Here is a 12,940-nt window from a genome sequence, read left to right on the forward strand (position 1 = left end):
GGCGTCAGTTTCCGAAGGCCGCGGCCGCGTCGGCTTCCAGCTTCTGCTGAGTGCCCGCGACGTCCGACGGGTTCTTCAGGAAGTCCTGAAGCGCCTTCCACTCGCCCTTGCCGGGCGTGCCGCCGAAGGCCTGCGGGGCCTGGTCGGACATGTCGAAGCGGAAGTCGTCACCCGAGTCGATCAGGGCCTTGGCGATCTTCTGCTGCACCTCGTTCGGATACGCCGAGTTGTCGACGTTCTTGTTCGGCGAGAGGTAACCGCCCAGCTTCGCCTGGATGGTCGCCGCGTCCGGGGAGGCCAGGAAGGTGGCCAGGGCCTGCGCGGCCTCGGAGTCCTGGAGGATGACGGCCGCGTCGCCGCCGGAGACGACGGGTGCGGTGTCACCCACGGTCGGGAACGGGAACACCTTCGCGTCCGTGCCGACCTTCGCCTTGGCCTGAGTGATGTTGACCTGCGCGAAGTCGCCCTCGTAGACCATGGCGGCCTTCGGCTGGTCGCCGCCGGTGAAGACCTGCGTGACGGAAGCCGGGAAGTCCGTCTGCAGCGCACCGTCCGCGCCGCCCGCCACATAGTCCTTCTTGCCCCATACCTGGGCGAGCGTGGTGAGCGCGTCCTTCACGGACGGGTCGGTCCACTTGATCTCGTGCCTGGCCAGCTGGTCGTACTTCTCAGGGCCCGCCTGCGACAGGTAGACGTTCTCGAACCAGTCGGTGAGGGTCCAGCCCTCCGCGCCGCCGACCGAGAACGGCGTGACGCCGGAGTCGTAGACGGTCTGCGCGGTGGTGAGCAGCTCGTCCCACGTCTTGGGCTCGGTGGCGCCCGCGTTCTCGAAGACCTGGGCGTTGTACCAGATCAGGGACTTGTTGGCGGCCTTGTAGTAGACGCCGTACTGCTTGTTGTCGACCTTGCCGATGTCCTGCCAGCCCTGCGAGTAGTTCTCCTGGAGCTCCTTGATCGCCTCGGCGCCCAGCGGCTTGGCCCACTTCTTGTCGACGGCCTGCTTGATGGCGCCGGGCTGCGGCAGCATCGCGATGTCCGGCGGCTGGCCGCCCGCGACCTTCGAGCCGAGGAAGTTGATGATCGGGTCCTGGGCGGGCACGAAGGTGACCTTCGCGCCGGTGCGCTTCTCGAACTCCGCGAGGACCTTCTTGAAGTTCTCCTGCTCGGCACCGGTCCACACGGCGGCGACCTCGAGGGACTCGCCGTTCAGCTTGGGAAGGGTGACGGTGTCGGCGGTCTCCTGGCCGGATCCGCCCTGTTCGTTGCCGCTGTCGTTGTCGTCGCCTCCGCATGCGGTGAGCGAGAGTGCGAGGGCGCCCGCGCATACGGCCGCCGCGGCCCTGACGGCCCTGGTTGTCCGGTTCCTGCTGTTCGTGCTGGTGCGCATCACTGCCCCGTTCTTCGTGCCTCGTCGAACGTTCGAGCGCTGTCCCGTGCGATCTGGTCTACGCCTTGGGTTTGGGGGCGGCAAGACCGCGTTCGCTGTCAAGCGGGAGATCGTGACCGGCTCGTGACCAGGGGCCCTGCGCCGGGGTGAACGTCCCTGGGGGCTGCCGCCCCCAGACCCCCGCTATCGGCCTGAAGGGCCTCGTCCTCAATCCCCGGACGGGCTGAAATGTGGCGGACCGGCGTCACAGGAGTGAGGGCACCTCGGTCGCCGCGACCTCTCGCGCCGCCCTCTCCACCGCACTGGCCAGCAGCGCCAGGTCCGTAGGCCCGTTCCCCAGCTCGCGGACCGGGCGCCTGGCCGGCGGATCGCCCATGCGGTGCCACTCCAGCGGCACGACAGTGGGCCGCAGCGTCGCCGTCCGCGGGATACGTCCCGTGACCCGCCCGCCCTGGAACGGCACCGCTCTGCCGTCCGCCCAGGTCAGCCGCCCCCGCCCCGGCGCCGGTTCGTCCGGGCCCGCCGTCACCGCGTCCAGCGTCACCCGCAGCGTCGCCAGTCGCGCCGGCTCCGACTCCGCCGTACGGCCACCGATGGCCGCCGCGGCCACCAGATGCACGCCGAGCCGCTCGCCCTCGCGGGCGACCGCCTCCAGCGCGCGTATCACCGAGCCCGCCGCGGGCCGGCCCGGCGATCCCAGTGCGGGCGAGACCAGCGCGTCCAGGTCGTCCACGACCACCACGAGCCGGGGCAGCGGCGGCACGGCCTCGGCCTGCCGACGGGCCGCCCCCGGCCGCAGCCGGATCGTGGAACTGGACGGCGCGTCCAGATCCCCCGTCAGGTCGGCGGCACCGGAACCGGCCCCCGCCGCGCGCTGTGCCACCATCCGGCCCGACAGCGCACGCCCGGTGTGCCACTCGGCGAAGTCGGACCGCCCGAGGAGCTCCGCGCGCCGCTTCAGCTCGGCGCTGAGCGACTGGGCGAACTCCCGCATGCGGACGGGGTCGTTGGCGGTCAGGTGGGTGGTCACATGCGGTATGTCCGTGCACGCCCGCAGCCCCTCGGCCTGCCCGCCGCCCCCGCCGACGCTGTCCCGGCCGTCGATCAGCACGACGCCCAGCCGGTCCGGCCGCTCGGCCGCGGCGAGCGACGCGACGACGGCCCGCAGCAACTCCGTACGCCCGCTGCCGGGCGGGCCCTCGATCAGCAGGTGCGGTCCGTCGGCGCCGAGGTCCGCGCCGACCGGCCCGCGCGGCCCGGCCCCGAGCACGGCACATGCCCGCCCGCCGAGCGCCTGAGGGTCGTCGGCCGCGTCGGCCCACCGCGCCATCAGCGACGCCGGGGTGGCCCGGGCCAGCCCCAACTCGTCGAGCAGCCGCGCCGCCTGAGGCAACGGCACGGACACACGCGTGTGCCCCTCCCCGACGGTCCCCTCCGTCCGCAACGGCGCCAGGGCCCGCGCGAACCGCTCCGCCCAGGCGAGCGAGACGGCGTCCACCGCGGCGACGGTGCCGTGCCCGATGGGGCCGTGGGGGGTGGCTGCGGGGGGAGTGGGGCCGGCGGCGCCGGGACCGGCCGGGCCGTCGAGGGCCGTGTCGTGACCGCCCGCGGCATCGCCGACCGTGCCGTGAGCCGCGGCGGTCTCGCGTCCGACGGCGCCCTGTTCGGGCGAGCCGCCCCGCGCCACCCGCATCAGCCGCAGCGCTGTCGCCACGTCTCCGCTGAGCAGCCCGACCGCCCCGCACTCCCGGAACACCGGCGCCACCGTGCACGCCGCTTCGTAGGTCTCCGTCACGGGCGACGCGGGCGACGCCGAAGCCGTCTCGGCGAGGCACACCACGTGGATCCCGGCCCGCGGCCCCTCCAACGCCAGCCGCGCCACCGCCTCGCGCACATCGGCGCCCCCGGGATCGCCGTCCACGACGACCACGGTGTACGGCCCGGGGAACCCGTCCGCCCCCTCGCCGGGCACGTCGTCCTGCGCCCACGAGGGCCGCCGAGCGGCACGCTGCGCCGGCACCTGCCCGTCCGGCACGGCCGCGGCGCCCGCACCGCGCGGCTGCGCCGTCAGGTCCTCCAGCCGGCGCAGCAACTCCTCGGTGCGGACCGTCGCCTGTTCGCGGTCGTAGGCCAGCAGCAGGCGGCAGTCCTGGCCGTGCCCGGGGCGGACATGCGGGAGCCAGCCCAGCCACGCCCACTCGGCGGTGCGCTCCTCCAGCGTGCGGGAGCGGTCCGCGCTGAGCAGCACCACCTCCAGGGCGTCGGGCGAGTGCAGCGCGGCGAGTTGGGCGACCACCGCGCGGGCCAGCCCGGCGAGCCGCTCGCGCGGACCGGCCAGGCCCAGCGCCCCGACCTCCCGCAGATCGGCGGTCACCGGCACGGCGGGCAGCAGCCCCGAGCGGTCGGGTGCCGCACGGTCGGCCGTGCCGAGCCGCACCGTGAGGGCCTCCGGGTGAGCCGGTGAGCGCTCCCACAGCCGGGGCCCGGGCCCGAGCGCGGTCAGCAGCAGGGACGCCGGGTCCGGCCAGGCCTCCGGCAATCGCGAGCGCTTCGTCGTCGAGGGGAGGCCGGTCGCCTCGCCCGGCTCGTCGACGTCGTACGCGTCGTGCCGGACCGCATCCTGCTCGCCGCGCCCGCCGGCCAGCCGCCGCGCCCATGCCGTGAGACCGCCGCGCCTGCGCACGCCCGGCGGGATGTCGGTGCCCCGCAGCGGGGTGCCCTTGCGGGTACTGCCGGCCGCTGCGCCGTCGGTGAGCCCGGTCCCGGCGGCCGTGGGGGACGCACCGGGGAACAAGTCCCGGGCGTCCTCCTCGCCTTGACGTCCGTCGAGCGTGCCCACCCCGAAGCCCGCGCCGTGCGTGTCGCCCCCGCGCGGTCCCGGGAGCGGTCCAGACCCGCCGTGCCGCTCGATGCGCGGTGCCCCGCCCTGGACGGGTACGCCCGGCGGCTCGACGGGGCCGTGCTCCTGAGCGGTCGGCCGCGCTCCCGAGGAGGCGTCCGCGCCGCTTCCGTCCGCCACGCGTGCGTGCGGCACTGCCGCGTCACCCCTCGCGGGCGCCGCCGGGCCGTCGACCTCGCGGTCACCCCCGGCGGGCACGCGGGTGTGCCCCTCCCCGTCCGGCTCGGTCCGCACCCGTGCCCCCGGGCCGCCGGCCGGAGCCAGCCGCAGGGCCGATTCGCCGATCCGCAGCAGCGCGCCCGGTACGAAGCGCACCGGGCGGGTGGTCAGCCTGGTGCCGTCCAGCGTCGTGCCGTTGGTGGAGCCGAGGTCGGCCACCGAGACGCGGCCGTCGGCGGCGACCGTGACCGCGCAGTGCAGCCGGGAGACGTCCGGGTCGTCGAGCGGTACGTCGGCCTCGGCGGAGCGGCCGATGCGGATCTCGCCGCCGTGCAGCAGGTGCACCCCGCCCGCGTCGGGGCCCGCCACGACATGGAGCTGGGTCGGGGCGTCGTCCAGCTCGGGGTGGGGCTCGGGCGCCGGCGGGGCGCCGAGGGAGAGCACGGCGCCGTCTATCAGAGGGGGCTCGCCGAGGGTGCTGCGCCGGTCGTCGAGGCGCTCCGCGCCCGCGTACAGCACGACCGGGCCGTCGCCCCCGGACACCGCCGAGGCGAGTGCCGAGGCCACCGCGGCCAGGGCCGTGCCCGCTGGTGCCGTCACCAGTACGTCGCAGCTCGCGGCGCGGCCACGCGCCGGGGCAGGCGGGGCCAGTGGGTCTACGACGGTCAGCCGGATCTGCATCGGCGTCAGCGGTCCCTTCTGCGCGGACGCGGACCAGGGCCCTCCAAGACGGCCCTCCCCACCCCACACGAGCACATCGGCCAGTACTGCACGCATCCTCGCACCTGCCACTGACAACGCGCCCCCCGCCCGAAGACAAGTGATCTTGATTGGTCGGCTCTGCCCGCAAAAGTGCCTGACAGATGACCTACCGACGACCGCTTGAGATCGGTCACGTCCGCTTGCGGCAACCACGAGACAGAGCCGAGCGTCTTTCCTTCGAACATGTACGGGAAGCCGTACGTAAGACGCACAGAATGAGGACAGGCCGGTGCCCCGGGGCACGGCACTACAGTGGGTCGGAACGTAGGCAAGCAGCAGGGAGCGCGACGTGCGGCCGGTAGGCAGCAAGTACTTCCTCGAGGAGCCGCTGGGGCGCGGCGCCACGGGGACCGTCTGGCGAGCCCGCCAGCGGGAGACCGCGGGCGCCGAGGCCGCGGTGCAGGGGCAGCCCGGCGAGACCGTCGCGATCAAGGTCCTCAAGGAGGAGCTCGCCAGCGACGCGGACATCGTCATGCGGTTCCTGCGGGAGCGGTCCGTCCTGCTCCGGCTGACCCACCCGAACATCGTCCGGGTCCGTGACCTGGTCGTCGAGGGTGAGCTGCTGGCGCTCGTCATGGACCTCATCGACGGCCCCGACCTGCACCGCTACCTGCGCGAGAACGGCCCCTTCACCCCGGTCGCCGCGTCCCTGCTCACCGCGCAGATCGCCGACGCGCTGGCCTGCAGCCACGCCGACGGCGTCGTCCACCGCGACCTCAAGCCCGCCAACGTCCTGCTCCAGCAGAACGGCGGCCAGATGCACCCGATGCTGACCGACTTCGGCATCGCCCGCCTCGCCGACTCCCCGGGCCTGACCCGCACCCACGAGTTCGTCGGCACGCCCGCGTACATCGCGCCCGAGTCCGCCGAGGGCCGCCCGCAGACGTCCGCCGTCGACATCTACGGCGCCGGAATCCTCCTCTACGAGCTGCTCACCGGCCGTCCCCCCTTCGGCGGCGGCTCCGCTCTGGAGGTCCTGCACCAGCACCTGAGCGCCGAGCCGCGCCGCCCGTCCACGGTCCCCGACCCGCTGTGGACCGTCATAGAACGCTGCCTGCGCAAGAACCCCGACGAACGGCCGAGCGCCGAGAACCTCGCCCGCGGCCTGCGCGTCGTCGCCGAGGGCATCGGCGTGCACGCGAACTCCGCGCAGATCGCGGCGGCCGAGGGCGTCGCCGCGCTGCTCGCCCCCGACCCGGCGCCGGCGGCCGTGCCGGGCTCGGCCGACCCCACCCAGGTGATGCAGCACGGCGCCCCGGGGGCGTACGACCCGAACGGCGCGACCAGTGTCCTGCCGCACACCGGCGCCCCCGGCATGGCGGGTGCCGCGGATCCCACTGCCGTACTGCCGAACACGGGCGGCCCCGGTGGCCGGGGCGCCGCGGACCCGACGGCCGTCATGCCGCCGGTGCCGCCGGGACAGCCCGGTCAGCCCGGCCCGGAGGACCCGCACCCCTGGCAGAACCAGCTGCGTGCCGCCCGGGACCGCAACGAGCAGACGCAGGTCCAGTACCTCGACCCCAGCCAGGACCCGCTGCGCCGGCGCCCCCAGCGCCAGGTCGCCCGTCCGCAGCAGCAGCCCCAGCAGCCCCAACAGCAGCGCCCGCCGCAGGGCCGGCAGCAGGGCTACGGCCATCCGCAGCAGCACCAGCCGCAGCAGTACGCCCCGCAGCGTCAGCCGCAGCAGCAGCCTCAGCGGTACGCCCCGCCGCCCACGCCGGAGCCGCAGCGGCCCCAGCGCGAGCCGCGTCAGCCGCGCCAGCGCAGTGCCAACCCGATGCGGATCCCCGGGCTCGGCTGCCTCAAGGGATGCCTCTTCACGATCGTCATCCTCTTCGTCGCGGGCTGGCTGGTCTGGGAGCTGAGCCCCTTGCAGGAGTGGATCGGCACGGGCAAGGGCTACTGGGAGCAGCTCAGCGACTGGGTCAGCACCGTGAGCGGGTGGATCGGAGACCTGGGCGGCTCGGGTGGCGGTTCGGGCGGGGGCTCGGGCACGAGCTGACCCGAGGGCCGACGCGGTACGGCGTCGGCTGGTTTGGTTATTTGTCGACACCTGGCGGGTGATTTCCGCCGCGGCGGTGAAGGTTGGCTCCTCGGACGCGTAGTTTTAGCGACACACGCGTCTGTAGGAGCAGCCTTGGCACGGAAGATCGGCAGCCGGTACACCGCCAACCAGATCCTGGGGCGGGGCAGCGCCGGCACGGTGTGGCTGGGCGAGGGGCCCGAGGGGCCCGTCGCCATCAAGCTGCTGCGCGAGGACCTCGCGTCCGACCAGGAACTCGTCGGACGCTTCGTTCAGGAGCGCACGGCCCTGCTCGGCCTGGAGCATCCGAACGTCGTCTCCGTGCGCGACCTCGTGGTCGACGGCAACGACCTCGCGCTGGTCATGGACCTGGTCCGGGGCACGGACCTGCGCACCCGGCTCGACCGCGAGCGGCGACTCGCGCCCGAGGCGGCCGTGGCGATCGTCGCGGACGTCGCCGACGGACTGGCGGCGGCGCATGCGGCCGGGGTCGTGCACCGGGACGTCAAGCCGGAGAACGTCCTGCTGGACATGCAGGGGCCACTGGGGCCCGGTGGGTCCCATCCCGCTCTGCTGACCGACTTCGGAGTGGCGAAACTCATCGACTCGCCGCGCCGCACCCGGGCCACGAAGATCATCGGTACGCCCGACTACCTGGCCCCGGAGATCGTGGAGGGGCTGCCACCGCGGGCCGCGGTCGACATCTACGCGCTGGCGACCGTCCTGTACGAGCTTCTCGCGGGCTTCACCCCCTTCGGCGGCGGCCACCCGGGCGCGGTGCTCCGCCGTCACGTCACGGAGGCGGTGGCGCCGCTCCCCGGCATCCCCGACGAGCTCTGGCAAATGATCGTCCAGTGCCTGGCGAAGGCACCGGCCTCGCGGCTGCGGGGGTCGGAGCTGGGGGTGCGGCTGCGGGAGCTGCTGCCGTTGGTGGCCGGGATGCCGCCGCTGGACGTGGACGAGCCGGACTCGGAGCCTGCGGAGGACGAGGCTCCGGTCACCGAGGAGGCGGCGCCTGCGGGGGAGCGGGTGCGGCGGCGGGGCGCGGTCCCGTTGGTGCCGGGCGCCAAGCCGGCGGACTCCAACCGGGACACGCATACGTCGATGAGAGTGCCGGGGCCCGACGAACTGGCCGGGGGTGCGCGCGGTACGGCGCGGGTGCCTCGGGCAGCGGGCGCCCCGCGCCCCGGCTCCGCCCGCCACCGCGCCGTGACGCGGCGGCGCCGGGTGGCGGTGGGGGCGGCCGCGGTGGCGCTGGTCGCGGCGGCCGGCGTGGGCGCGTGGCTGGCGACGTCGGAGGACGACGCCGGGGCCACACCCCAGGACACGAACAACACGGCGCCGGCGACCCCGTAGTTTCGTCGCCGAGCCCCCAGGTACGTCAGGGGCGCGCCGTCGGGCACGGTCACCCGGCATGGCCCGCTTGGCGGAGCCGTTACGCTGGAGGCGTGGCAGTCGTCGATGTATCCGAAGAGCTCAAGTCCCTCTCCTCGACCATGGAGTCGATCGAGGCCGTTCTGGACCTCGACAAGCTGAGGGCAGACATCGCCGTGCTCGAGGAGCAGGCGGCCGCGCCGTCCCTGTGGGACAACCCGGACGAGGCGCAGAAGATCACCAGCAAGCTGTCCCACCTCCAGGCCGAGGTGCGGAAGGCCGAAGCCCTGCGTGGCCGGATCGACGATCTCGCCGTGCTGTTCGAGATGGCCGAGGAGGAGGACGACCCGGACACCCGTGCCGAGGCCGAGTCCGAGCTCACCGCCGTCCGCAAGGCGCTGGACGAGATGGAGGTGCGGACGCTCCTCAGCGGCGAGTACGACTCCCGGGAGGCGCTCGTCAACATCCGTGCCGAGGCGGGCGGCGTCGACGCCGCCGACTTCGCCGAGAAGCTGCAGCGGATGTACCTGCGCTGGGCGGAGCAGAAGGGCTACAAGACCGAGATCTACGAGACGTCGTACGCCGAAGAGGCCGGCATCAAGTCGACCACCTTCGCCGTGCAGGTGCCGTACGCCTACGGCACGCTCTCGGTCGAGCAGGGCACCCACCGGCTCGTGCGCATCTCCCCCTTCGACAACCAGGGGCGCCGCCAGACCTCCTTCGCGGGCGTCGAGATCCTTCCCGTGGTCGAGCAGACCGACCACGTCGAGATCGACGAGTCCGAGCTGCGCGTGGACGTGTACCGGTCGTCCGGGCCCGGCGGCCAGGGCGTCAACACCACCGACTCCGCGGTGCGCCTCACCCACATCCCCACCGGCATCGTCGTCTCCTGCCAGAACGAGCGGTCGCAGATCCAGAACAAGGCGACCGCGATGAACGTCCTCCAGGCCAAGCTGCTCGAGCGGCGCCGTCAGGAGGAGCAGGCCAAGATGGACGCCCTGAAGGGCGACGGCGGCAACTCCTGGGGCAACCAGATGCGGTCGTACGTGCTGCACCCGTACCAAATGGTCAAGGACCTGCGCACCGAGTTCGAAGTCGGCAACCCCGAAGCCGTGTTCAACGGTGAGCTCGACGGGTTCCTGGAGGCCGGGATTCGCTGGCGCAAGCAGCAGGAGAAGTAACTTTGTCGACAAGGCAACTGCCGCCACTCCGGCGGCAGTTGCCTTTTCTGTGCCTGCATGTCTGGGTTTTACATCACACTCACAGTCTCCAACCCCATGCATAGCTCCCGTATTTGGACATGGCGCCAGCAAACGGCCTTGACGTGTCTTTGAAAAATGGGAAGGGTAAAGCGTGGCATGCGTATCTCTGGGGCGCATGTGAACCGGGGGATTCGAGTTAAGCGACGTCCTCCGTCGATCACGGCCCCCGAGCGCCCGCCTCTCTGACGATTCAGCTACTGGGGGTAGCAACCACATGACGAAGAAGACGCGGATCCGTATCGCGCGCCTCGCGGCCGGCACGGTGATCGCGGCCGGTGCCTCGCTGACCGCTGCGGGTGCCGCATCTGCCGCCCCGTCGGACGACGACTGCCTGCTCGGCATCCTGTGCTCCGACGAGGACCCGACGGAGCCGCCCACGCCGACCGACCCGCCGACCGATGTCCCCACCGACATCCCGACGGACATCCCGACCGAGGAGCCCACGGTTCCGACGGACCCGACGGACGAGCCGACCGAGCCGGAGGAGCCCACCGAGGACCCGACCACCGAGCCGACCGACCCGGGCAACGGGAACGGCAACGGCAATGGGAACGGCAACGGCAACAACGGCGGCGGTAACAACAACACCGACCCCGACGGTGGCACGTCCCCCCAGGAAGAGGGTTCCTCCTCCCTGACGGAGACCAACACCGACAGCACGGGCACCGGCGCCAACACGTCCGCCCAGGGCAACGGTGAGGAGCTCGCCGAGACCGGTGCCGCTCAGACCACGTTCCTGCTGGTCGGCGCCGCCACGATGATCGCCGGCGGTATCGGCTTCCGCCTCCTGCCGCGCCTCGTGGGCGGCCGTGGCGGTGCGGCTGCCTGACGGTAGCCGGTCGTCCACGCTGCGTGATTCACGCCGTACGGCCGAGGGGCCCGGAGCGCATTCGCTCCGGGCCCCTCGTCATGTCCGTATGTCGGTACGCGGTGCGGGCGTCGCCCTATGCCGTCTGGTGCGCCAGCAGTGCCACAGCCGCGATCAGCACCGCCAGCAGGGCGATCAGCGTCATCGGGTTCAGACCCGCGAACGGGTTCTCCTGCTGCAGCCGCTCACGGTTCGCCCGGCAGACGGGGCAGCGGCCCTCACTCACGGGCGCGGCACAGTTCGCGCACACCAGCCGGTCGTACGTCATGCGCCACCCTCCTAGCGAGTTCCCTCGGGGGGTTCAACGGGTTTGGCCCCGAGAACGTTCCCCCCTCCACAATGCCAGGTTCCCCGGGAAAGGGCGCGGGCGCTCTTGGAGGAGGGGGATTGCCATCGCCCCTGAGGGCGTCACTCAACCCGGCACAAAATGCACAAGCCTCACGCAACCCCTCCCGGTGCCTGCGCCCCTACCCCTGGTTCGCGTATGGTCACGCTCATCTACCCCCGGCGACCCATGGTGCATCCGTGATCCGACTCGACAACGTCTCCAAGGTCTACCCCAAGCAGACCCGCCCCGCACTCAGGGATGTGTCCCTGGAAGTGGAGAAGGGCGAGTTCGTGTTCCTCGTCGGGTCCTCCGGCTCCGGAAAGTCCACCTTCCTGCGGCTGATCCTCCGCGAGGAGCGGTGCACCCACGGGCAGGTGCACGTCCTGGGCAAGGACCTCGCGCGCCTGTCCAACTGGAAGGTGCCGCAGATGCGCCGCCAGCTGGGGACCGTGTTCCAGGACTTCCGGCTGCTGCCGAACAAGACGGTCGCCGAGAACGTGGCCTTCGCGCAGGAGGTCATCGGCAAGTCGCGAGGCGAGATCCGCAAGTCCGTGCCGCAGGTGCTCGACCTCGTCGGGCTGGGCGGCAAGGAGGACCGGATGCCCGGTGAGCTCTCCGGTGGTGAGCAGCAGCGCGTGGCGATCGCCAGGGCCTTCGTCAACCGGCCCAAGCTGCTGATCGCCGACGAGCCCACCGGCAACCTCGACCCCCAGACCTCCGTCGGCATCATGAAGCTGCTCGACCGGATCAACCGGACGGGCACCACCGTGGTGATGGCGACGCACGACCAGAACATCGTGGACCAGATGCGCAAGCGCGTCATCGAGCTGGAGCAGGGCCGCCTCGTCCGCGACCAGGCGCGCGGCGTCTACGGCTACCAGCACTGACCGCGACCGTCCACGGAAAGGCCTGAAGAAGACGCCATGCGCGCCCAGTTCGTACTCTCCGAGATCGGTGTCGGTCTCCGCCGCAATCTGACGATGACCTTCGCCGTCATCGTCTCCGTCGCCCTGTCGCTCGCCCTGTTCGGCGGGTCGCTCCTGATGAGCGACCAGGTCAGCACCATGAAGGGCTACTGGTACGACAAGGTCAACGTCTCGGTGTTCCTCTGCAACAAGAGCGACGCCGAGTCCGATCCCAACTGCGCCAAGGGCGCGGTGACCGACGACCAGAAGAAGGAGATCCTCGCCGACCTGGACAAGATGACGGTCGTCGAGAAGGTCGTCTACGAGTCGCAGGACCAGGCGTACAAGCACTACAAGGAGCAGTTCGGCGACTCCCCGCTGGCCGCCTCGCTCACGCCGGACCAGATGCAGGAGTCGTACCGGATCAAGCTGAAGGACCCGGAGAAGTACCAGGTCATCGCGACCGCCTTCGACGGGCGCGACGGTGTGCAGTCGGTGCAGGACCAGAAGGGCATTCTGGACAACCTCTTCGGGCTGCTGAACGGCATGAACTGGGCCGCGCGGGCCGTGATGGCCCTGATGCTCGTGGTCGCGCTCATGCTGATCGTCAACACCGTGCGGGTGTCCGCGTTCAGCCGGCGGCGTGAGACCGGCATCATGCGGCTGGTCGGCGCCTCCGGCTTCTACATCCAGGCGCCGTTCATCATGGAGGCCGCGGTCGCCGGGCTCATCGGCGGGTCGGTCGCCTGTGCCTTCCTGGTGATGGCGCGGTACTTCATCATCGACCACGGCCTGGCCCTGTCGGAGAAGCTGACGCTGATCAACTTCATCGGCTGGGACGCGGTGTTGACGAAGCTGCCGCTCATCCTCGCGACGAGCCTGCTGATGCCCGCGTTGGCGGCGTTCTTCGCGTTGCGCAAGTATCTGAAGGTGTGACCAACGCCAAGCGGGCCGTCCGGTCAACGGACCGTAC

9 protein-coding genes are annotated in these 12,940 nt (G+C 72.0%); 6 read left to right on the plus strand and 3 right to left on the minus strand.

Features of this window, described 5'->3' with window-relative positions:
* Nucleotides 1-4: 4 nt before the first annotated feature.
* Nucleotides 5-1,387: an ABC transporter substrate-binding protein gene (locus OG331_RS30050; RefSeq protein WP_406201923.1), complete on the minus strand. Its 1,383-nt coding sequence runs from the start codon at nt 1,385-1,387 to the stop codon at nt 5-7.
* Between the two features lie 244 nt (nt 1,388-1,631).
* On the minus strand, nt 1,632-5,126 hold the full coding sequence (locus OG331_RS30055) for an FHA domain-containing protein (protein WP_406210369.1): 3,495 nt from the start codon (nt 5,124-5,126) through the stop codon (nt 1,632-1,634).
* Nucleotides 5,127-5,496: 370 nt separating this feature from the next.
* Between OG331_RS30055 and OG331_RS30060 the strand changes: the two genes are divergently transcribed.
* From OG331_RS30060 to OG331_RS30075, 4 genes are all read left to right on the plus strand, one after another.
* The gene (locus tag OG331_RS30060; RefSeq protein WP_406201926.1) at nt 5,497-7,209 is read left to right on the plus strand and encodes a serine/threonine-protein kinase; all 1,713 of its coding nucleotides are present in this window, start codon (nt 5,497-5,499) and stop codon (nt 7,207-7,209) included.
* 135 nt (nt 7,210-7,344) lie between these two features.
* The gene (locus tag OG331_RS30065) at nt 7,345-8,586 is read left to right on the plus strand and encodes a serine/threonine-protein kinase (RefSeq protein WP_406201928.1); all 1,242 of its coding nucleotides are present in this window, start codon (nt 7,345-7,347) and stop codon (nt 8,584-8,586) included.
* A 92-nt stretch (nt 8,587-8,678) separates the two neighbouring features.
* The gene (gene prfB, locus OG331_RS30070; RefSeq protein WP_328881276.1) at nt 8,679-9,785 is read left to right on the plus strand and encodes a peptide chain release factor 2; all 1,107 of its coding nucleotides are present in this window, start codon (nt 8,679-8,681) and stop codon (nt 9,783-9,785) included.
* A gap of 295 nt (nt 9,786-10,080) precedes the next feature.
* Nucleotides 10,081-10,695, plus strand: a complete 615-nt coding sequence (locus OG331_RS30075) for a hypothetical protein (protein ID WP_406201931.1) — start codon at nt 10,081-10,083, stop codon at nt 10,693-10,695.
* A 115-nt stretch (nt 10,696-10,810) separates the two neighbouring features.
* On the opposite strand, the gene OG331_RS30080 is transcribed toward OG331_RS30075, so the two are convergent.
* Nucleotides 10,811-11,002, minus strand: a complete 192-nt coding sequence (locus tag OG331_RS30080; RefSeq protein ID WP_048586204.1) for a hypothetical protein — start codon at nt 11,000-11,002, stop codon at nt 10,811-10,813.
* Nucleotides 11,003-11,259: 257 nt separating this feature from the next.
* Here OG331_RS30080 and ftsE point away from each other — a divergent pair, with 257 nt between their 5' ends.
* Together ftsE and ftsX are read left to right on the plus strand one after the other, a co-directional pair.
* Nucleotides 11,260-11,949, plus strand: coding sequence for a cell division ATP-binding protein FtsE (ftsE, locus tag OG331_RS30085; protein WP_328427280.1), 690 nt, complete (start codon nt 11,260-11,262; stop codon nt 11,947-11,949).
* Nucleotides 11,950-11,985: 36 nt separating this feature from the next.
* On the plus strand, nt 11,986-12,903 hold the full coding sequence (gene ftsX, locus OG331_RS30090) for a permease-like cell division protein FtsX (protein WP_328427281.1): 918 nt from the start codon (nt 11,986-11,988) through the stop codon (nt 12,901-12,903).
* Nucleotides 12,904-12,940: the final 37 nt, after the last annotated feature.

The sequence above is a fragment of the Streptomyces sp. NBC_01017 genome (genome assembly GCF_045162795.1).
In the GTDB taxonomy this organism is placed as follows: domain Bacteria; phylum Actinomycetota; class Actinomycetes; order Streptomycetales; family Streptomycetaceae; genus Streptomyces; species Streptomyces machairae.

Coding starts and splice junctions, on each gene's coding strand:
- OG331_RS30075 (WP_406201931.1), top strand. CDS start 10,081: ATGACGAAGAAGACGCGGATCCGTATCGCGCGCCTCGCGGCCGGCACG.
- OG331_RS30055 (WP_406210369.1), bottom strand. CDS start 5,126: ATGCAGATCCGGCTGACCGTCGTAGACCCACTGGCCCCGCCTGCCCCG.
- OG331_RS30050 (WP_406201923.1), bottom strand. CDS start 1,387: ATGCGCACCAGCACGAACAGCAGGAACCGGACAACCAGGGCCGTCAGG.
- OG331_RS30080 (WP_048586204.1), bottom strand. CDS start 11,002: ATGACGTACGACCGGCTGGTGTGCGCGAACTGTGCCGCGCCCGTGAGT.
- ftsX (WP_328427281.1), top strand. CDS start 11,986: ATGCGCGCCCAGTTCGTACTCTCCGAGATCGGTGTCGGTCTCCGCCGC.